This is a genomic window from Tautonia marina (genome assembly GCF_009177065.1).
GTDB lineage: Bacteria > Planctomycetota > Planctomycetia > Isosphaerales > Isosphaeraceae > Tautonia > Tautonia marina.
In genome coordinates this window covers 97,653-118,035 of sequence record NZ_WEZF01000021.1, presented here as the reverse complement: position 1 = coordinate 118,035, position 20,383 = coordinate 97,653, and the positions used below count along the sequence as shown (strand labels likewise).

The 20,383-nt window shown below is 64.5% G+C and carries 13 protein-coding genes and 2 tRNA genes; 8 read left to right on the top strand and 7 right to left on the bottom strand.

The window, feature by feature from the left end; all coding sequences use genetic code 11:
- Positions 1–21: 21 nt before the first annotated feature.
- The 3 genes from GA615_RS22000 to surE form a co-directional block, all read right to left on the bottom strand.
- Positions 22–1,269, bottom strand: a complete 1,248-nt coding sequence (locus GA615_RS22000; protein ID WP_152053480.1) for a glycosyltransferase — start codon at positions 1,267–1,269, stop codon at positions 22–24.
- 378 nt (positions 1,270–1,647) lie between these two features.
- Positions 1,648–2,256, bottom strand: a complete 609-nt coding sequence (locus GA615_RS28490; RefSeq protein ID WP_261343959.1) for an FKBP-type peptidyl-prolyl cis-trans isomerase — start codon at positions 2,254–2,256, stop codon at positions 1,648–1,650.
- 89 nt (positions 2,257–2,345) lie between these two features.
- A complete protein-coding gene (gene surE, locus GA615_RS21990) occupies positions 2,346–3,161 on the bottom strand; it encodes a 5'/3'-nucleotidase SurE (RefSeq protein ID WP_152053479.1) in 816 nt (271 codons plus the stop codon).
- A 159-nt stretch (positions 3,162–3,320) separates the two neighbouring features.
- On the opposite strand from surE, the gene GA615_RS21985 reads away from it, so the two are divergent.
- The 5 genes from GA615_RS21985 to GA615_RS21965 all read left to right on the top strand — a co-directional run bounded on the left by GA615_RS21985 (position 3,321) and on the right by GA615_RS21965 (position 9,717).
- Positions 3,321–3,393: transfer RNA gene (locus GA615_RS21985), tRNA-Ala, on the top strand.
- 203 nt (positions 3,394–3,596) lie between these two features.
- Positions 3,597–3,935: a type II toxin-antitoxin system prevent-host-death family antitoxin gene (locus GA615_RS21980; RefSeq protein ID WP_152053478.1), complete on the top strand. Its 339-nt coding sequence runs from the start codon at positions 3,597–3,599 to the stop codon at positions 3,933–3,935.
- 612 nt (positions 3,936–4,547) lie between these two features.
- Positions 4,548–7,028, top strand: coding sequence for a TolC family protein (locus tag GA615_RS21975; protein ID WP_152053477.1), 2,481 nt, complete (start codon positions 4,548–4,550; stop codon positions 7,026–7,028).
- Between the two features lie 305 nt (positions 7,029–7,333).
- On the top strand, positions 7,334–8,569 hold the full coding sequence (locus tag GA615_RS21970) for an aldo/keto reductase (RefSeq protein ID WP_152053476.1): 1,236 nt from the start codon (positions 7,334–7,336) through the stop codon (positions 8,567–8,569).
- A 161-nt stretch (positions 8,570–8,730) separates the two neighbouring features.
- On the top strand, positions 8,731–9,717 hold the full coding sequence (locus GA615_RS21965; protein ID WP_152053475.1) for an aldo/keto reductase: 987 nt from the start codon (positions 8,731–8,733) through the stop codon (positions 9,715–9,717).
- Between the two features lie 80 nt (positions 9,718–9,797).
- Here the strand turns inward: GA615_RS21965 and GA615_RS21960 are convergent, their stop codons facing one another.
- Both GA615_RS21960 and GA615_RS21955 read right to left on the bottom strand, forming a co-directional pair.
- On the bottom strand, positions 9,798–11,138 hold the full coding sequence (locus tag GA615_RS21960; protein WP_390622254.1) for a sulfatase: 1,341 nt from the start codon (positions 11,136–11,138) through the stop codon (positions 9,798–9,800).
- A 184-nt stretch (positions 11,139–11,322) separates the two neighbouring features.
- The gene (locus tag GA615_RS21955) at positions 11,323–12,300 is read right to left on the bottom strand and encodes a 3'(2'),5'-bisphosphate nucleotidase (RefSeq protein WP_152053474.1); all 978 of its coding nucleotides are present in this window, start codon (positions 12,298–12,300) and stop codon (positions 11,323–11,325) included.
- Positions 12,301–12,543: 243 nt separating this feature from the next.
- Here GA615_RS21955 and GA615_RS21950 point away from each other — a divergent pair, with 243 nt between their 5' ends.
- Positions 12,544–16,938, top strand: a complete 4,395-nt coding sequence (locus GA615_RS21950; RefSeq protein ID WP_152053473.1) for an ion transporter — start codon at positions 12,544–12,546, stop codon at positions 16,936–16,938.
- Between the two features lie 59 nt (positions 16,939–16,997).
- Here GA615_RS21950 and GA615_RS21945 read toward each other — a convergent pair whose 3' ends face one another.
- Both GA615_RS21945 and GA615_RS21940 read right to left on the bottom strand, forming a co-directional pair.
- On the bottom strand, positions 16,998–18,149 hold the full coding sequence (locus GA615_RS21945) for a citrate/2-methylcitrate synthase (protein WP_152053472.1): 1,152 nt from the start codon (positions 18,147–18,149) through the stop codon (positions 16,998–17,000).
- Between the two features lie 672 nt (positions 18,150–18,821).
- Positions 18,822–19,427, bottom strand: coding sequence for a GbsR/MarR family transcriptional regulator (locus GA615_RS21940; protein ID WP_235905609.1), 606 nt, complete (start codon positions 19,425–19,427; stop codon positions 18,822–18,824).
- Between the two features lie 332 nt (positions 19,428–19,759).
- Between GA615_RS21940 and GA615_RS21935 the strand changes: the two genes are divergently transcribed.
- Both GA615_RS21935 and GA615_RS21930 read left to right on the top strand, forming a co-directional pair.
- Positions 19,760–19,936 (top strand): toxin-antitoxin system HicB family antitoxin, encoded by a 177-nt coding sequence (locus GA615_RS21935; protein ID WP_152053471.1) that lies wholly within the window; start codon positions 19,760–19,762, stop codon positions 19,934–19,936.
- A 150-nt stretch (positions 19,937–20,086) separates the two neighbouring features.
- Positions 20,087–20,159: transfer RNA gene (locus GA615_RS21930), tRNA-Asn, on the top strand.
- Positions 20,160–20,383: the final 224 nt, after the last annotated feature.

Here is a 20,383-nt window from a genome sequence, read left to right as displayed (position 1 = left end):
CCTCGCAACCGCTCAGCCCGGTCAAGCGGATTCGGCGATCCGATCAGACGGCCGCCGGCGATCGCGTCGAGGACCGGGGCGGATCGGGACATGGGGACCGGGAATCGTCGGCGAGGCCGAGAGAATCTCGTCAATCAAGGACACGATCCGGTCGTGGAAGACCTCCGGCGCCAGGGACTCGGCCTTGCGGCGGGCGAGGAAGGGGTCGTGGGGCCGGCCGGCGGCCTCAAACGCCTCGATGGCCTGGCAAAGGGGCTCGGGGCCTGGCTGGTCGTAACGCCAGCCGGTGCGGTGATCGACCGTTTCGGCCACCCCGCCGCGATTCAGGGCGATCACCGGAGCGCCACAGGCGAGGGCCTCGGCGGGGACGATGCCGAAATCTTCCTCGCCGGGAAAGAGCAAGGCGCGGCAGCGTCGGTAGTGGTCGCGGATGACCTCGTCGGGTTGCCAGCCGAGAAACTGCACCGAAGGTCCGGCCAGCTTCTCCAGGCGAGCCCGTTCGGGGCCGGAGCCGATCACCACCAATGGCCGACCGGTGGCCGAGCAGGCGGTGACGGCGTGGTCGAGCTTCTTGTACGGCACCAGGGCCGAGACGCACAGATACGGGCCGTCGCGCGGGGTGGTCGGGTCGGGGGTGTAAAACGCCGTGTCGACCGGAGGGGGAATGACCCGGCTGTCTCGTCCGTAGCAGCGGGCAATCCGCTGGCGAACCGTCTCGGAGATGGCCACGAACTGCGTGACGCCGCGGGCCGTGGCCTGGTCCCAGGCGCGGAGACGGTCGAGCGCCGCCCCGGCCATCGCCTTGCGAACCGGCTTGCCGGTCCAGCCATCGAGGTAGGCCGCTCGGCCTTCCCAGGCGTAGCGCATGGGGGTGAAGCAGTAGCAAAGGTGCGGCACGCCGGGAGGGACGCGGACCGACTTGGCGACGCAGTGGCTCAGGCTGATGACCACGTCCACCCCTTCGGGACGCCACGATCGCGCGGCCAGGGGCATGACCGGGAGCAGATGGCGATAGTGCCGCAAGACGCCCGGAATGCGTTGCAAGGGGGACGTTTGGATGGTCATGGCCTCGATCGTCGGGCTCATCCGGCCGCGATCGTGCAGGAGCGTGAACAAGGGGGCATCCGGAAAGGCCCGGCAGAGAATTTCCAGGCACTTCTCGCCGCCTCTCATGCCGGTCAGCCAGTCGTGGACGAGGGCCGCGCGGACCGCTCGGGAAGGCGTCTCTGGCCTTGAGGCTCCGATCGGAATGTGCGGGCCCGCCTCCATGCCGGCCTCCCCCTCGTTGCTCGTCCCAGATGATGGCACGGAGTCCGCCGTGGCTCCGCACCTTCTGTGCGGGATTCATAAGGTCGGAAACGTACCCGAGGCGGCCAGATCCGACAAGGCGGATCGCGTCGGAAACCGTTTGCGCGATTCCGGCCGGGACCGGTCGGTTTTTTGGGCTCGGGTCGCGGAGAAAGAGGGACGAAGGTGAAAAGGGGGGGAGGTGGTGGGCTCGCAAGGCAAGGAGGGCGGGCCGGGGAACCCTCACCCCGACCCTCTCCCCGCGGAGGCGGGGAGAGGGGGACGGAATGCAGCCATCGACCGGGATCGAGGGTGAAGGAGCCACTGCGGAATGGGAACCGAGCCAGGATCGCGGGGGGGTCAGCGTACCCCGACCAGTTCGACCTCGAAAGTCAGCTCGGCGCCGGGGGGGATCTTCGGCGGGGCGCCGCGATCGCCGTAGCCGAGCTGGGCCGGGATGACCAGGCGGCGTCGCTCGCCGACCCGCATGCCGGGGATGCCCTCGATCCACCCCTGGATCAGGCCGCCAGGATTGAGCGGGAAGTCGGCGGGCTGTCCGCCCATGTTCGAGTCGAACTCGGTGCCGTCGGCAAGGGTGCCGCGGTAGAAGACGGAGACCGTGCGGCCCAGCTCGGCCATCGGGCCTTCGGGATCACCGGGCTTGAGCGTGGTGTAGCGCAGGCCGTTTTCGAGTTCGACCTCCTGGCCGGGTTCGGTCGGCTCGCGGACGATCTTTGGCAGATCGCTGGGCGCCGGGACCGAGGAGGCGACCGTACTCTCGCGAGAGGCCGGAGTTTCACCGAGGGCCTGGGCCCTGTACTGATCGTCTTCGAGGTTGACCGTCAGGGGATCGCCCCCCACTCCCGCAGGAGTCATCGGGACCATCGGGGGCGGCTGGCCACAACCGGCCTGGGCGACCATCGCCGCGGCGATGGCCCACAGCGACCATCGTCGAAGGGGTGTCGTCATGATTGTCCGTTGCTCCCGTCTCGCCATTGGGGGAAGTCTCGAAAGGAAGGATGATCCCCGATCCTTGTGAAGCACAGGTCAGAACTATTCTACCGTCCGAGTGGCTCCGATGCGCCGGGGCGGTCGGTGTGCAGGGCGATCACCTCGGTCGGGGTCGGGATCACCTTGGCCGGATCGGGGAGAATCGGCACGCAAGATACCGCGATCCGACCGCCGAAGCAGACCTCGACATCGGCCCCTGGCACCCGTGCTCGGCCGTGGTAATCGCCATTATAGATGGCCTCGTCCCCTTCGACGGCGAAACCGAGCGGCAAAGGAGACGGATCGATCGGGCAGAAGACAATGTCCGGGTCGGGTTCCTCGGGATTCGGGTGCGGAAGGTTGACGTTCCACAAGGTTCCGGGAGTCCAGGGGCGGTTCATGAGCAGCTCAAGCACCTGGCGGGTCCAGGAGGCGGCCCGTTGCCAGTCCAACGGCCGATCGCGCCGGATGTAATGCGAAACGGCAATGGCCGGGTAGCCGTGCAAGACCGCCTCGCGGGCCGCCGCGACCGTGCCCGAGTGATGGATGTCGGCCCCGAGATTCCCCCCTCGATTGATCCCCGCCAGAACCCAGGCTGGGCCCGGCGCCAGATGATGCAAGGCCAGGCGGACACAGTCGGCCGGGGTTCCTCCCACGGCAATTTGGTGAGGTCCGCGCCGTTCGACCCGAATCGGCTCGCCGCCGGCGGTCACGGCATGGCCTTTGCTCGACCAGGGATCGGCCGGGGCGACCACGCGGACCTCGCCCAGCGGTTCGGCCGCCAGGCGCAAGGCGTCGATGCCGGGAGCGTCGATGCCGTCGTCGTTGGTCAGGACCAGATGGGCGTGAGGAACGCGGACTTCGGAAGACTGGGCTCGATCCATGAATGTCGTCCTTCTGGGAGCGGGAAGATGGTTCAGGGGGTGCCATGTTCGGGCGATTTTGGGCGGTTCTTTTCGAAAAACGAGCAGAAGATGAAAACCTTCGGCCTGCGAACCGTTGACTTTCCCAAACCGACTTGATACCTTACCAACACAACGCACGGGGGATTAGCTCAGTTGGGAGAGCGCTTGCATGGCATGCAAGAGGTCAGGGGTTCAAGTCCCCTATCCTCCACTCGAATCACTTTCATCCATCGCCGGACTTCTTGTTCCGGCGTTTTTGGGTTAAGGCCCAAGGCCATTCGGCCGCTGTGTTCGAGAGAACCGAATCGCTCGGTTGCGTCTCGCTCAGGATGGTAGGGTCGCTTGCTTGGATTCAGGGACGGCCCGGACTCTTTTGTTCTTTGTGATTGCACACTTCGGTGGAGGCCGGGTTTCATGGCAGGCCAGAAGAAGGCCGATTCCCCCGTCCGTATTATCGGCAGTCGGGAATTGCACCAGAATCTGCCGACCATTCTCAACGAACTTCAGCACCCCGACGTTCGCTACGTCCTGACGGTCCACGGACGGCCTCGGGCGGTTCTGGTGGGTGCTGAACCGTTCTTGCAAATGCTCGGCGATCGTTCTCATCCGAGCGAAACGCTGGTCGGTCTTCAACTCAGCGCCTTGCTGGGCAACGAGGTCGGCGCGATCGCCCTGGAAGACATCCAGAAGGCCATCGACGAGTCGGGCTCCAGCCCCACCCCCAGCAACAACCATCACCCGAAGAAACCCTGAGCCCAACCGGCTGAGGGACGCATCCATCAGGCGGGGCGCGGGGTCGCGCTCAATCTGCCCGATCGCCAGGACGGGGCGAGGACGAGACGAAGGTTCCCTTCGAGAGCCGGCCGGTTCTCCGTCTGCGCCGGGTATGGTCCGGAACCACGCGGAGAGATGCCGATCGGACCGCGAGCCGGGACGACGATGCTCCGTGCGCTGGTGATCGGAAGCAAGGATGCTCGATTTTCCGAAGGTCGTTCGGGAAGTCGATGGGCTTCACTGTCCTGATGACATTGCCGGGCGTGCGCACTGCGCGATCCGGTTGACCGTTGCCCTAGGCACGACCCGGAAAATCGTTAAAATCCTCCGGGTCCCCTCAAGACGCACATCTGTTTCGACCGATTCATCCCCTGGTCGAACTGAGGGAAACCCGAGAGACGGCGATCAGGCCCAAGGGTGTTGGAACGACCAGTCCCAATGCCTGACGGCGGATTGTCTGCGGGCGGCGGACCGAAGGACCGCGAGGCCGCTCGTTGCCGGAAAAGGCTCGTAGCGGTCTGAACCGCGAAGACCCGGCCGATCGGGTCACATCCTTCGTCCCATGGCGCGAATCACAAGGACGGTCTGGCCATGCGATTGACCCGATTCGGTAACCGGTACGTGCGAGCGGCAGTGGCCGTGGCATGGTTGGCCCTGGCCGGTTGCCAAAGGATCCCCTACATCGACCAGACGAAGCAGGTCCCGCATGACCCGATTTCCGCCGTGGCCGATGAAGACCGAGCCGTTCAGCAGGCGGCCTTCTTTAGTGATCTTCCCGTTCAGTTGCCCGACATCGTGCCCCCACGCACGCCGGACAATGCCGAGGCCATGGAACCCTGGCCGATGACGCTGGAGGAGGCCATCCAGCTCGGGATGGATAACTCGGAGGTCATCCGCGTGATCTCGCTCGGTGCTCAGGGGATTCCGGTCGAAGGGTTCGCCCCGACCCCCTTGAACACCCAGGCCGGGGCGGCGCTGGGTGCCGGAACGCTGGCGACGATTTATGACCCGGCGATCCAGGAAACCCAGATTGCCCGGGCGTTGTCGGTCTTCGATGGTCAGCTCACCACCCGATTCTTCTACGAGAGCCGCGACTTCCTGGTCAACAACTCGATTCAGGCCGGTTTCTTCGACGCGGATACGAACGTCCTGGCCCTCGTCCGGCAGCGAGGAGCGCCCCAGGGCGTTCCCAGCTTTGAGGCGGCGCTGTCGAAGCGAACGGCCACGGGTGCCACGTTCCGGGTGGCGAACCAGGTCGATTACACCTACGGCAACTCGCCGATTCAGACCTATCCGTCGGCCTACGGCGCACGGACGACCTTGCAATTCAGCCAGCCGTTGCTGGGCGGAACCGACCAGACCGGGCCGAGCGGCCTGGAAGCCAACCGGGCGCCCATCGTCATTCAGCGGCTGAACGCCGACGCCTCGGTCTGGCGATTCAAGGCCGAGGTGATGGCGATGGTTCGCTCGGTCGAGCAGCAGTACTGGGCCCTCTCGCAGCAGCAGGTGCAGTACTGGAGCCGTCAGCAGGCGGTGCGGCTCGGCGAGGCGATTTACGAGCGGGAAGTGGTGAAGCGAGAGGTCGGCACCGGCTCGGAACCGGACGTGGCCGAGGCTGAGGAACAGCTCCGCCAGTTCCAGCTCGAACTGGTGCAGGCGACCGCCGACCTGATTACCACCGAGCGCCAGTTCCGCGAACTGCTCGGCCTGCCGCCGTACGACGGTCGGCGGATTGTGCCCGTCACCGACTGGACGACCGCCCGGGTCCAGCCGGACTGGGAGAGCAGCCTCGCGCAGTTGATCAGTTATCAGCCGGACATCGTGCAGCAACAGCTTCTGGTCCGGGTGGCCGAACTGCAGTTGCTCCTCGCTCGCAACCAGCTCTTGCCGGCCTTGAACCTGGACATGCTGTATCAGTTCAACGGCCTCGGCGAGGACCTCGACGAAGCCTTCGCGGTTATGACGGGCCGCTCGGTGCTGGCGATCGACCCGATCATCGCACAGCAACAGGCGGCGGCGGGGGTGAATCCGGCCCCTACGTTCCACAACAACTTCCAGACCTGGCAGGTCGGCCTGACCTTCTCGATGCCGATTGGCTTCCGAGGCCCCCTGGCCGAGACGAGGCAGGCTCAGTACGCCCTGCTCCGTCAGCGGGCCTTCCTCCAGCAGACCGTTCACCAGTCGGTGCACGCCCTGGCGCGGTTCTTTGTCGAGGTGGACGCGAACTACAAGCTGTTGAAGTACGCCGGGCAGCTTCGTGAAGCGGCCGAGCGTCGCTTGAAGGCTCAGGAAGCGTTCTTTGAGGCCGGGACGATCAACATCGACCGCTACCTCGACGCCGTGAACCGCTGGTCGAACGCCGTGGCGATCGAGGCTCGATACAAGACCAGCTACAACACGGCGATCGCCGCCCTGGAAGAAGCCAAGGGGACGTTGCTCGCCTACAACAACATTGCCGTGGCTGAAGGGCCGCAACCGCCGAAGGCGTATGTGCAGGCGATCGACCAGCAGAAGGCCCACCGCCGCATTCCGATCGAGCCGGAAGGCCCGGTCGCGCCGAAGCCGGTGGTTGCCCCGCCGATCCAGGACCCCTTGCCGCCGATGTCGCCCCCCGGCTCGACGCCCCCGGAACCGAGCCCGTTCTTCCCGGCTCCATACGGCAGCTTCGGCCCACCGGCCATGCCGGTCGGCCCGACGACTCCGGTGGGCGATCCGGTTCCGCTCTCCTCGACCCAACCGGGGCGGGACTCCGGATCGGGCTCGACCGTGGGAGCCCAGCCGACCCCGAGCCTGGCCTCGGGAACGAACCCTGCTCGGAACCGGAACCAGCCGGTCGCCGAGATCCCGGGGCGCGTTGATCCGGCCGTAAGCCGAGCCTCGGGGGAACTGACCCCGGCCAGCCGATCGGTGCCGATCTCCCCGACGGCACCGGTGACGAACCCTGCCTCGCTCCCTCCCCTCCCCTCGCGATCACTCCCGGCGGACACCAGGGCCTTACCGCCCTTGCCGCCGAGCGAGTCGATCCCAGAAACGTCGCCGATCGACCTGCCACCCCTGCCCCCGGGCGGGTGATTGGCGAGCAGCCGTCCTTCCTCTCCTCGTTCTTGCGTCCCTTGCGGGGGCGGGCCTGTCGTGGCGGGTCCGCCCCCGTGTCGTTGACTCGAGGCGAGCGGGGTGAGCCGACCGTCGGGAGTCGGAGGTCGTGCCAAATCGAACCGAGTGCCGGGCATTGGTTCAAGAATTGTTGACCGGCGAGCATTGTCCGACGACAATGAGCGGCCAGCGACTGCTTGCGGTCGGCTGGGTGATTGAGACGCCGTTACCGGTGTCACGTCCGTCGGATTCCCTTTTTCCTTTGAATTGAGGAGGCACTGGCAATGCACGGAACCTGCGACGGCAGCCGGAGACGGTTCCTGAAGACCAGCGCGGCGACGGGAGCGGCCCTGGCATCGGCACCGGCCCTGCGAAGCTTCGGCCAGGACGCGGCCGCCGATGAACCGAAGGTCCCGCTCGTGACGCTCGGCAAGACCGGCCAGAAGGTGACGAAGCTGGGGATGGGGACGAGCTGGGCCGTGTCGCCGAGCTTCGTGCAGGCGGCCTTGCTCTCGGGGGTTCGCTTCATCGACACCTCCGAGTCGTACGAGAACACCAGGACCGAACAGGTTCTCGGCCAGGTCCTCGAACGCACGGGCCTGCGGAAGGACACCTACCTCGTCACCAAGACGACCCGCTACCGAGGCGTGCCCGACCAGGCCGCCGTGTTTCCGAGCGAGCTGGAAAAGAGCCTCGAACGCCTGCGAACCGACTACGTCGATGCCTACTACATCCACGGCATCGCGGGCCGGGACATCGGCATGCTTTCCGACCCGAGCATCAAGGCGACCTTCGAGAATCTGAAAGCCGCCGGCAAGATCCGCTTTGCCGGGCTTTCCTGCCACGATGCCATGCTCCCCGAGATCCTCGAAAAAGCGGCCGAGGTCGGCTGGATCGATCAGGTGATGATCCAGTACAGCTTCCGAGCCGTCGATCACGACAAGCTGCAGCGGGCCATCGACAAGGCTTCAAAGGCCAACATCGGCCTCGTCGCCATGAAGACCCAGCGCGGGGCCGACGCGGTCGTCGATGCGATTGACAACGACGGCAAGCTGTTCGACATCGACCAGGCGCTGAAGCGACTGCGAGAGGCGGGGGTCAAGAAGGAGGTCGCCGCGGTCAAATCCGTCTGGTACGACGACCGGATGCAGGTGGTTGTCTCGGAGATGACGAACTTCAGCGACCTCCGCGAGAACGTCGCCGCCAGCCGAGAGCCCTTGACGATCGAGGAGGCCCGCCTGCTGGAAGAACACCGGCAGAAGACGGCCAATCTTTACTGCCACGGGTGCGGCCACCTCTGCGAAACCGCCGCGAGGGGAGTTCCGGTCGCCACCGTCTTGCGCTATCTGCGCTATTACGCCGCCTACGGCAAGCGGTCTGAGGCTCGGGCGCTCTATCAGGCCCTACCCGCTGAGGCTCGTGATCTGGCCAAGGCCGACCTCGCCGCCGCCGAACGGGCCTGCCCGCACGGCTTGCCCGTGGCCAACCTGGTTCAACTGGCCAACACGCACCTGAGCTGAGGCCGTCTGGGTTTTGCCCATCGGGAACCCCGACGCGAGGGCGTTGGGGGTCCCGGCGAACGCGTGGGCGGTCGAATCCCCGGCCGTCTGCCTGCCCGATGCGCGCCGATCGCGGCTCGCGCATCGCTTCCTGACATCCCATCCCACCGGAGGATCGGACGATGAAACGCAGAACGCTCATCGGCGGACTGGTCGGGGGCCTGGCCACCGGGATCGGGAGTCGGGCCATCGGGGCTCGCCCGATGCGCTCGGACGAACCCGGCGCAATCCCGAAGCGGACCTTCGGCAAGACCGGGGTCGATCTGACCATCATCGGCCTGGCCAGCGGCCGGTTTCCGGTGATCGGCAACGATGAGGAGGCCATCGCGCTGACCCGTCGGGCCGTGGAACTGGGGATCAACTACTTCGATACGGCACACAACTACTGGGACGGCCACTCGGAAGAAATCTTCGGCGAGGTCTTGCCCGCGTGCCGCGATCAGGTCTTCCTCACCACCAAGTCCACCAACCGGACGAAAAAAGGGGCCGAGGAGGAACTGCATCTTTCGCTCAAACGCTTGAAGACCGACTACGTCGATCTCTGGCAGGTCCACGGCATTCAGGACGAGGAGGATGTCGAGAAGGTCTTCGCTCCCGGCGGGGCCATTGAGGCGTTCGAGGCCGCCAAGAAGGCGGGAAAGTGCCGCTTCATCGGCTTCACCGGTCACACCAACCCGGCGGCGCACCTGGCAATGCTCCGGACCTTCGACCGCTGGGACACGATCTTGATGCCCCTGCACGTCGCCGATCCGCATTATCTGAGCTTCGAGCAGCAAGTGCTCCCCCTGGCCGTCGAGCAAGGGCTGGGCATTCAGGGGATGAAGAACTTCGCCAATGCGAAGCTGTTGCAGCGCTTCAGCGTGCGAGACTGCCTGAGCTACGTCCTGAATCTGCCGATCCACTGCACGGCCGTCGGTTGCACGACGCTCGGCCAGCTTGAGGATGACGTCCGGATCGCTCAATCCCTGGAGCGGCTCGGCGACGAGCAAATGGCCGCCCTGCGATCCCGCGCCGAGCCGCTGAAGGGGCCTCGGCTCGAAGACTGGAAGGACGACATCGAGCCGAAGGTCGGCCACCTTCCGCCCCGTCCTCGATACACGGGCTCCTGAGCCTCGTTGATGTTCGGTGAAGGGGGGCCGGGGCTCTTCCGTCTCCGGCCCCTGATCTCGTCTCGATGATGGAATCCGTGTCAGCGAGCGGCTTCGCCTTTCAGCGTCTTCGGTCGTTGCCAGGGGACCTGACCGGCTTGCTGAATGCGCTGCATCAGGGTTTGAGCCAGTGAGGCGGCGACCTCCTGTTCCTTAGCAATGAGATCGTGCTGTTCGCGGGGATCGTTGCCGAGGTGGTAGAGCTGGAACGGCTCGAAGGGGTGATTCTGGACGAGCTTCCACGGCCCCTGACGAATGGCGTAGTAGTCCTGACCGAGATAGCGGGGGCCACCCTCTCGGCGGACAAAGACGAGCGAGCGATCGACCTCGGGCAGGGATTGACCCAGGAGCAACGGGACGAGCGATTGGCCGTCGGTTTCCTCAGGAATCGGCGCGCCGGCCAGGTCGCAGACGGTGGGCATCAGATCCATCGTCAAGGTGACGTGATCGGTTGAGGAGCCGGGTTCAATCTTAGCAGGCCAGCGCGCGGCCATCGGTATGCGGATGCCGCCTTCGTAAAGATCCCCCTTCCCCCCTCGGTAGGGGCCGCATCGGGCGCCTACGTTGAGCTGGCCGCCGTTGTCGCTGGCAAAGAGGACAAGCGTGTTTTCGGCCTGGCCGTTGGCGTCGAGCGCCTGGAGCACGCGGCCGATGTTGTCGTCGAGGTGCTCGATCAGGGCGACGAGGCGGGCCCTGGCCTCGTCAATCCCCGGCTCGCGCTTGCGGACGCGCTCGACCCAATCCTCGGGGGGTTGAATCGGCGTGTGAGGCGCGTTGTAGGCAAGGTAGAGGAAGAAGGGGTTTGTTGCCCCCTTGCGGGAGTCGAGGTAGTCGATGGCCCAGTCGGAGAACAGGTCGGTGGCGTGGCCTTCGGGGTCGATCTCGGTGTCGCCGAGGCGCATGTAATTGATGTCGTGGCGGCGATGGGTGTAATAGTCGTCCATCATGTCGCCAAGGAAGGCGTGGACGTGGTCGAACCCACGCTCGCCGGGGGTGTTCGGCGATTCGAGACCGAGGTGCCACTTGCCGACGATCGCGGTGTGATAACCGGCCTCGCGGAGCAACTCGGGCAAGAGGGAGGCGTCGGGATCGAGGAACCCCCAGTTGTTCCGCTCGTGCGTTCGGATCACCCCGGGAACTCCCACGACATCCGGGGTTCGGCCCGAGAGCAGGGCCGCTCGCGTCGGCGAGCAGACCGGGCAGTTGGCATAGGCGTTCGAGAACCGAAGGCCGGAGGCGACCAGGGTATCGATGTTCGGCGTCTGAAGATCGGGAGCCCCGTAGCTGGACAGATCGCCGAAGCCCAGGTCATCGACCAGGATGATGAGGACGTTCGGCCGCTCGGGCACTTCTCGGGCGCGCACTCCGGAACGGCTGGCCATGGCCAGCGAGGCGATGCCGAGCATTCCGAGACCGATCAGCAATCGGCGACGTGATCGCATGGGGAATTCTCCGGATCTCGGACGGGTTGCAAGTCTGGACCGAGGCGACGCGAACCCACGGCACCCCAAGCGGAGGGCGGAGGACAGCCGGCGAGGCGGTCCCCCACACCCTCTCGCATGAGGCTCACCCGCGCAGGGCGGCCAGGACCCGATCGTGCAAGGGGCCGTTGGTGGCGACGACACCGCGATTGTTCGCCAGGGTCGAGCCGAGGGTAAAATCGAGCGGTTTGCCGTCGATGTCGGTCACGGTGCCGCCGGCCTCGGTCACGATGAGGGCACCGGCGGCGTGGTCCCAGATTTTTTCCTGATAGTCAGCGCGGGTCGGCAGGCGAAGGTAGACATCAGCCTCGCCGGAGGCGACGGTGGCGTACTTGGCCTGGCTGTCGAGCCGGACGGGAGGCTCGGTGACCCCGAGGCGAGCCGCCACGACGGCCGATTCATTATGAGCGCTATGGCCCGATTCGACCGATTCACAGAGGCGGGCGCGGGAGGGATCGGTTCGATCCGAGGTCTGGATCGCGCGTTCCTGGTCGCCCCCATCAAGCGGGATCACGGTGGCCCCTGCTCCCCGAACCGCCAGGAAGACCGCGCCGACCGGGCCGACCGTCGATCGTGATTGTTCCAGGTTCGGACAGGCCAGGGCGGCCACTTCGATGCGGCCGTCGACGATCAGGGCCAGGGCGATGGCGTACTGTTCTCCTCGGAGAAAGCCTTTGGTGCCGTCGATCGGATCGAGCGTCCAGAAGCGAGGGGCGAAGCGGTTGAGATTGCCATGATCGATCCAGCCGAGAACCGTTTCGGCGTCGGAACCAGGGCGCAGGGCGTTGACCTCGGCCACGACGCGGTCTCGGACGGCGGCGCGGTCGGGCGATCGCAGCTCGGCGGCATCTTCCTCGGCCATCACCGGATCGTCCGGGAAGGCGGCCTTGAGGGTCGCGCAGATGAGCGCCTGGCTGCCGAAATCGGCAACGGTGACGGGGCTTTTGTCCCCCTTGGCGACGGGATCGGGGCCGTGTGATCCACGGACCGCGCGGCAGAGCCGGGCGGCTTCCTGAACGGCCTGGGCGGCGACCGCTCGTTCGTGTTCAAAAGGATGGCTCACGACGCGAAGAATCCTCACAGATGAATCGAGAAACGGGACAGGGTCGGGGGACGCTCGGCTCCGCTCGACTAGGCTAGTCGTTCCCAGCCTGGGGAACAAGCAGAGCTTGAGTCCGGGGTGTCGCCCGGCGACATCGATCGAAGGGTTCGAGGGGTTTACCCTGATCTGAGATCAAAGGACAATGACCAGGTCTCGCCCGGCGATTCTGGAACGTCGGCGCCGGTTGCCTCGGGGAGTAGAACGTTGAGTGATCCGATTCAGTGGCGGAATTCGTGGCTCGCTCGGACCTCTGAGGTCATTTCAGGCAACGGACAGGTTTCGCCGTCGCGCTTGCTCAAGTCGATTCAGGAAGGCACCCGGCTCCGCAGGATTCTCCACGAGCTGGCCACCGACCCGATCCATCCCCGCGATCTTGAAGTCGATGCGCTGCTGGAACAGCTTCGAGATACCACAACGGATCGTTTGGCGGACGTGTTGCGCGCCGGGTCGGGGCCCGATCCGAAACTCTCGACGCAAACCGCGAAGTGGCTCCGAGCCGAGCAAGCCTATCTGTCTGAGTTGCTCACTCGCCCCGATCTGGAACCGATCCGCCGCGCCGCCCTGCTCGACCGATTCCGGAGAGACCTGACCTGGCTCTCCGAGTTGGTCGCGCTGGTTGATGGCAACGTGCCGGTGCATCCGGCCGTCTCGGCGGTCATCGAGCTGGATCGCTTGAACGATCAGCTCCGAGCCGAAGGGACCCCCTCACTCGACCCGATCCGTCGGCAGCTTGAGCATCGAGCGAGCCGGCTGCGGCTGTCGCTCCTCGATCGCCGAGTCAGCCAGTTACTCGAAGGGACCGTTTCCGAAGGAACGGCCGAGGAACTCTGGTCGCGGCGGTTCTTGCTCTCCCGGCTTCAGGCGGAAGTCGAGGGCCTGCCCGACACCATTCCCATGCCGCCGTCTGCCGACGCATCCGAGGAGGCGGATCAGCGTGTTCCTGGACCGGGACGCCACGTCGCCGCCCTGGTGGAACGTCGTGAGGCACTGGCCGTCTCGGCGGTCGAGCAGCTGAATCGTCTCTCTCCCGAAGCGAGATTGACCGCCTGGGATGAGCTGTTGTCGGATGCTCGGGAGGAGGCGAACGAAATCCTCTCGATGCTTGAGGAGGTGGACTCGGCGCAGGGCGGCCGGCTGCTGAGCCTCTCTCGGGAAGACATGCTCCGGTTGCGAGACGATTGCCTGGCCGCAGGGCACGACGGGGCCGCGGAAGGGCTCGATCCTCCGGCGATCGGCCACCTGCGCCGGGTGGCTCGGCGCTTCGGCCGGATGGCCCGCACCGCTCGCAACGAGTGGCAGGAAAAAGACCTGACCGCCCGGATGCAGTCGAAATTCGGACCCAGGTTCCCCAAGCGGCTCGATGCGGTCATCCTGGTGTTGATCTTGCTCCTGACGGGCTTGCTCGTTGTGGAGACGGCCATCGACCAGTCGGGACGGATGACTCACCGGCTCGAAGCTGTGTTTGCCTGGGCCGACCTGGCAATCTGCGCGGTCTTTCTCTCGGAATTTGCCTTGAAGATCGCACTGGTCACGGGGCGGCTGAGGTATCTGGCCCGGCATTTCGTGATCGACCTGTTGCCGTCGATTCCGTTTGGGTTCATTACCTTTGCCCTGTCGGGGCCGACACTGATTGCCAACATTCAGATCCTCCGGTTGCTCCGAGTTCCCCGATTGCTGCGATTCCTGCGGGTGATGCGGCCGCTGATTCGGTTTGTTCGCCTTGTCATCTTCGCCCTCCGCTTCACCGATCGCCTGGTGCGGCGTTATGCTCGGATCTTCAACCGAAACATCATCTTGTTTGAGTTGAAGCCGGAAATCTGCGAAGACTCGCGCAATCACCATTTGCTCCATGTGATCCGGCGTCATTACGACCGACGGGCCCCGGAGCATCTCAACACGTTGGATGAGGCCGATCGACTCGGGTTGACCGATGCCGCAATCGAGGATCTGGAAGCTCGGGTGGCCGAGATTCCCTCGGCCGACTGGTCGGAACGCGTGGACGACCAGACGCGAGACATTCCGATCGAGGAGGTTGTCGAGCGGCTCATCGAGTTGACCCCCGAGGAGCTGATCGAGCAGATGGGGCAAAGCTTCGTCAACTCGGTCGATCATTATCTGCAACTGCTCGATTTGCCGGTGATCCGTCGCTTGCCGATCATCCGTCCGGTCCTCGAACATCGCAAGCAAGGCTCGGCCGAGGCCGTCGCGCTGGCGGCCAACTATCTCGGCCATCTCATGCAGCGCACGCTCGACGTGATCTACTACGTGGCCGATTTGCAGGCAACGGTTTCTCCCCCCCTCTTTCTCGACAAGCTGGGACGGACGATCATCTCTGCCACGAAGCGCCCGGCCATTCGCCTGCTGAGCTTCGGCCTGACCTTCGCGGCCCTGTATGCTCTGGTTTACCTCCTGGTTCCCAGCGACGCGGGTGAGGTGGTGGCCGGATCGGCCGCAGAGGCGACCCGAGAGGTCGGTCTGCTGCACGGGTTCGGACTGCGGCTGCGGGCGATGCTGGGATGGTTTGCCGACAAGCTCGGCTTGCCGGTCATCGTCATCGGCGTGATTTGCTTCGTGTTGATGCAACTGGGAGGCTGGTTCCGCAAGATCGCCAACCAGGCGGCCGAGTTTTGCGAACGGGTCGTCGAGGCTCAGTTTGCCGCCCAGACAAAGCTGCTCAAGCGGCAACTCAAGGAACGCGATCAGCGATTTCTGGATGAGCGGGTCATCCTTCCTGAGATCCGGCTGCGAACCTCCGACGACGTGACGGCCGACGTTGAGCAGGGGGCGCTCGGTCTGTCCGGGTTTGAGCGTGCCCACGAGTCGTGGACGCTCGATGGTCAAATCCAGAATCTGGGGCTGAAGCCTTCGGAAACGGACTTCTTTTCGACGCTCAAGCTCTTGTATCAGGATTACCTTGACGGTTCTCCGTTTCACCGGAACGACACGAAGGCGTCGACCCAGCTCCTCGGCAACCTGGCGCTGCGAAACCTGAGCCTGAGCAATCTGCCGTACTTCATCAGGGGGCGTCGGCGGCTCGATCGGCTGGATATGAGTCGGGCGACGGCGAGCTTGCTCGGGGGGCCGTACCTCTGGTTCGATTACATCACGCGGATGATCGTGCAGGAGACGGCCAAGCTCCTGATCGACTACAACCGCAATGCTGTGCCGCTCGACCGACTGGCCAGCAGTCCCGAGGGGGTTCGCAAGCGCTACCGGAAGTGGCTGGCCGCTCGGCTGCACCAGGAGGAAGATGAGATTCTCTTGCCGGAGCCGAAGGGCCGCATTCCGCTCGTGGAACGACTCGCCCCGAGCCGAAGACGGCCGGAGGCGGACGAATTCTTCGAAACCGTCGATTTCACGGCGGTCGATTTCTTGATTGCTGATCCGGAGCGAGACGAGCTGATCCGAGCCCGCTACGGAGATGCCGTGGCCTCGTTACTTCAGAGCGACCGTGAGCGGAACCTCCGAAGCGCGTTTCGGAGCCTGCCGCTGCACCGCGCTCCGATCTCGCAGCGAACCATCAACCTCTTCCATCTCTACGAGTCGTATCTGGCCGGCGGTCGCCTGCTGATCCTGCCCTTTCGCCTGATCTGGTGGGGGTTCCGAGGGGTCGGCTACATGGCCGTTCGGATCGTGAAGGTGATTCGGGAGATCCTCAACCCGACCGTCTCGACCACTCCCGACGAGCCGGGCGAATCGTATCAGGCGGCCGTTCGGAAGATTCACCGGATGCGCAAGCCGGCGTTTCTCGAAGCGCTCTGGATGCGGGCGCGGTTCGATGTCGAGTATCTGGGGCTGCCGCTGCCGCAGGTCCCCATCAGTGTCGGGAGCGATTCCTTGATGGAGATTGACCTCGACTTCATCGGGGCCTCTCGCCATGAGCGGGTCATGGCCGAGCGGTTTCGCAACCGGCAGCGCAGTCGGGTCGATTGGCTCAACCAGTTGCTGGCCGAGTTTGACTGGAACTTCGAGCATCTCCTCCAACTGCTCGAACGGGACCTACCTCATCTGACCGACCGCCGAGGCGAGGTAATCCGGGCTCTTGTCACCGCCTGGGTGGCTGACCACGACGACGTCTCCACGCTCGGTCTGGCCGTTCTGGCCATGCGGAGGGTCGTGGCCCATGCCGCCGATCCCAAGGCCGATCCCCGTCAGCTTCCCGAGGGCTTGCCCGAGACTCCGAACTTGAGTGAGCCGCTCTGGCATCGGCTCCAGGATGTCCGACGACCGATGGACGACCTGCTCGAATTGCCCTGTTTCCCGAAGTACGAGACCGATCAACGTCTTCGGATCACGGCGTACCTGCGACGGCACCGACGCGCGGTGCGCGCATGGGTCCGGGTGATCCGGGGCCAGGGAGGGCCGGACCCGATCGAAACGCTTCGGACCCGATTCATCGAGGTGATGCTTCGAACCGATCTCTGGAGCGACCAGATTCTGACGCTCCGGGCGGTTCAGACCCTGACCATGCTCGACGTGCAGCACTACACCGAGCTGGTCTGGAACCTCGGTGGCTACGACCGGCTCTCGCCGGTATCGCAGGTTGTCGACCTGCCGTTCGCAGAGCCGGAATTGCTCGAAGAAGCGTCGGCAGGCTGATGTCTGGGGTCATGTCATTCTGACCCCAGACATCCGGATCAAAAGCAGTTCGGTGCGAATCAACCGCGCTCGGTGATGGGCTTGACCGATCGCTGCGGGGCGCCGACGTAGCGGGCCCTCGGACGCATCAGGCGGTTGCTGTCGAGCTGTTCAATGACGTGGGCGGCCCAGCCGGCGACGCGAGCCATGGCGAAGATGGGGGTGTAGATCGGCACCTCGATCTTCAGGTAGTGGTACAGGCGAGCGCTGGGCCAGTCGACGTTCGGGGGCAAGCCTTTTTGCTCGGTCACGGCGCGCTCGATCGGCTCGGCGGTGCGTTCCCAGCGATCATCGCCGATCTCCTTGGCGACGAGCTGGCAGTGCCGTTTGAGGATCACGGCGCGGGGGTCGCCGGTCTTGTAGACGCGGTGGCCGAAGCCCATGATCCGTTCCTTGCGGGCCAGGGCGTCCTTGATCCACTGCTCGGCGTGATCGGGAGCGCCAACCCGTTCGAGCACTTCCCACGATCGCTCGTTGGCCCCACCGTGCAGGGCACCTTTCAGGGTGCCGACGGCCGAGACAATTGCCGAGTGAATGTCGGAGAGGGTCGAGGCGGTCACGCGGGCGGCGAAGGTCGAGGCGTTCAGCTCGTGCTCGGCGTAGAGCGTCAGCGAGAGGTCGAACGCGTCGGTCTCGGCCGGGCTCGGTTCGCTGCCGTTGAGCATGTAGAGGAAGTTGGCGGCGTGGCTCAGGTCGGCCCGAGGAGCGATCGGGTCCTGACCTCGGGCAATCCGAGCGGCGGCGGCCACGGCGGTGGCCATCTGGGCGATCAGCCGCTCGGCCTTGCGAACGTTGGCGTCGTGATCCTTGGGATCGGCGTTCACGTCCTGATCGTAGTGGGCCAGAACGCTGACGCCCGTCCGTAGGGTGTCCATCGGGTGAACGTTGCTCGGCACGGCTCGGAACAGCGAGACGAGCGAGTCGGGAATCGACCGGGAGGCCCGGAGCCGACCGTTGAACTCGTCGAGCTGCGACTGGGTTGGCAAGTCGCCGTGAAGCAGCAGGAAGGCCGCTTCTTCGTACGAAACCTTCTCGGCGAGATCCTCGATCGCGTATCCCCGGTAGGCCAGGCCGCCCTGACCTTCCGTTCCTTGCATGTCGGCAATGGCCGTCTCGTTGGAGACCACACCTTCAAGACCGGGGAAAAAGTTGTCCTCCGACGCGCTACTCATCTCGGCTCGGCTCCAGGAAATTCCGACGCGAAATGCTCCGGGCCTCAACGGCCGGGAGGACGACCGCCACACAAAAGCATCCCCACGGATTCGAGCTGAGGCAAACGGATGCCTCTTTACCAGAACCCGTCAGTACGCGTTCCGAGGTCGTCGACCCGCAGGTCGATCAGGAACGCATGGCATGACGCACGAACGATGCTCGTCCGGGGATGGTCGTGGCTGTCGAGCCATTATGGCACCAGTTTATGCACTCCCGGAGCCTTCTGCCAGTTAAACCCGCCAGGAACCGTGGGATCGCTGCACGCGACCCCGTCACCGTCCTCAAAAACCCGCTCATGCCACAAAAAAACCGGGGGGCTGGTGCGTGATCTCACGCAGCCGAGCCCCCCGGATCGTTACGGTCCCGACAAGTCCTCACCCCCGAGGTGAGTTGCTCACACCTTCCGCCCAAAACGTGCAAGCGACCTGACGGGAACCGTTCGCTCGCTGGTTCGTGTCGCCCCTTTCGGGCATGACTTCGTTTTAGACGTTCAATTGCGTCTGAAAAGGGTGTCAGTTCGATTTTCAGAGAATTTCTTTCGACGGTTTGCGGGGGTGAGGGAGGACCGTCGGACATAACCCTCCATCAGGGCGAATGCTACGGGGAGGGATCGAGGTCGTGGATCGAGCCGATCAGGCGGACGGATCCGCCACGGAAGGGTCGGAATCCGCCGAGTCGTGATGTTCCAGGAGCATGACCAGGTCTTCGAGTTCTGCCGGACCGAGGGCATCGACCCGGGCCGCCAGCGCGTGGACGAGGGCGAAAAAGCGCCGGAGGGCACCGATTCGCTTCAGGTAGCGCGGGGCGAGTTCGGGATCTCCGGAAATTTGCTCGACAGCGCGATCGAGGACGACCAGGGTCGGGTCGAGTTCTCGCCGTTTGCGTTCGAGCAGGATGCGGCGAAAGAGGGTCCAGATATCCGTCTCGGCCCGAAAGTATTCGCGTCGTTCCCCCTGGCGGTGGACCTTGTGCACAACCCCCCAGGCGATCAACTCGCGGAGGTTCATGCTCACGTTTCCCCGCGAAACCTTCAACCGATGTCGCAGCCCATCGGCCGTCCAGTCGGTTCCGGTAATGTAGAGCAGCGCGAACAGTTCTCCCATCGTGGGATTGATGCCCCAGGAGCGTGCCATCATCCCCCAGTGCTCGACGAACTGGCGGATGACCGCCGCCTCGGCCGGGGTCTCCCGGGGGAGATCCGGATCGTCTGACGCGAGAGGTTCGGAAGACTCCGCCATGCTTGAACACCGTCCTGTCATCGCGATGGGGCAGAAGTCGAAATGCCCGAAAGAGCTCAACGACTCAATGACTTCATTCAGGCACGGTGCCTCGCGCGGCATGATGCGGGCACCCAGGAACACAACGTCGGATCTCATCAACCGATCGGGAAAATCGAGGTTAGAAGATACTAGGCGAGAACGCAAATCAGAGGTTAGAATAGATGACATTCTCCCATCCTGGCTTGCCTCAGTTGCCAGCCGATTCGAACTGGCCATGCCGAGGAATTCTCAGCGTGTTCCTGAGTTAAGCCTCCCTCCGTTTCCGGTTCCTGATTCAAGGAGGCATATCGATGCCAGAGACAGTCGTTCATTTTCAAATTCGGATGCCTCCAGCCCTTCACGAACAACTGGCGAGCTGGGCCAAGGAAGATAAGGCGTCGTTGAACGCACTGATCGTCGGTCTCCTGGAGAAGGCGGTTGAACAGCACAGCAAGAGCGGTTCGAAAGAAAAGAACCTCTCCAGCTGATTGGCTTTCGCATCGCTTCCATCGTCCTTCGTCTCGACGAAGTAGACCACGATGGAAGCGATCGGTCGACGCATGGCTCTCGGATTGACCGTCTCCTGGCACTGCCCCCTTGATTCACGCGTCCCGATCCTGTATCTTTCCCCTGTCGATTCCCCGATAGCTCAATCGGTAGAGCGAGCGGCTGTTAACCGCTAGGTTCAAGGTTCGAGTCCTTGTCGGGGAGCTTTTCCCCAACCATCGATCAAGATCGTAGCTCCACGCTAAACCCGCCTTCTGGCGGGTTTTTTCGTTGCGCTCGTCCGCTCGATTTGATCCGTCGCCCTCGAGCGGTCCCTGACCAAGGCGGTTGGCAGACCAAACGGGTTATCGAGGTCGATCGGCCCGAGAAGTCGGGCGATCGGGGGCGATTGGAAGCCAGCGCCCCCGAAGGCTCGACGTCTCTTCGGG

Bases quoted from the DNA above. Each gene is read 5' to 3' on its own strand.
- GA615_RS22000 (WP_152053480.1), bottom strand. From the start codon at position 1,269: ATGGAGGCGGGCCCGCACATTCCGATCGGAGCCTCAAGGCCAGAGACG.
- GA615_RS28490 (WP_261343959.1), bottom strand. From the start codon at position 2,256: ATGACGACACCCCTTCGACGATGGTCGCTGTGGGCCATCGCCGCGGCG.
- GA615_RS21960 (WP_390622254.1), bottom strand. From the start codon at position 11,138: ATGGCCAGCCGTTCCGGAGTGCGCGCCCGAGAAGTGCCCGAGCGGCCG.
- GA615_RS21945 (WP_152053472.1), bottom strand. From the start codon at position 18,149: ATGAGTAGCGCGTCGGAGGACAACTTTTTCCCCGGTCTTGAAGGTGTG.
- GA615_RS21965 (WP_152053475.1), top strand. From the start codon at position 8,731: ATGAAACGCAGAACGCTCATCGGCGGACTGGTCGGGGGCCTGGCCACC.
- GA615_RS21935 (WP_152053471.1), top strand. From the start codon at position 19,760: ATGCCAGAGACAGTCGTTCATTTTCAAATTCGGATGCCTCCAGCCCTT.
- GA615_RS21975 (WP_152053477.1), top strand. From the start codon at position 4,548: ATGCGATTGACCCGATTCGGTAACCGGTACGTGCGAGCGGCAGTGGCC.
- GA615_RS21940 (WP_235905609.1), bottom strand. From the start codon at position 19,427: ATGGCGGAGTCTTCCGAACCTCTCGCGTCAGACGATCCGGATCTCCCC.
- surE (WP_152053479.1), bottom strand. From the start codon at position 3,161: ATGGATCGAGCCCAGTCTTCCGAAGTCCGCGTTCCTCACGCCCATCTG.
- GA615_RS21980 (WP_152053478.1), top strand. From the start codon at position 3,597: ATGGCAGGCCAGAAGAAGGCCGATTCCCCCGTCCGTATTATCGGCAGT.
- GA615_RS21970 (WP_152053476.1), top strand. From the start codon at position 7,334: ATGCACGGAACCTGCGACGGCAGCCGGAGACGGTTCCTGAAGACCAGC.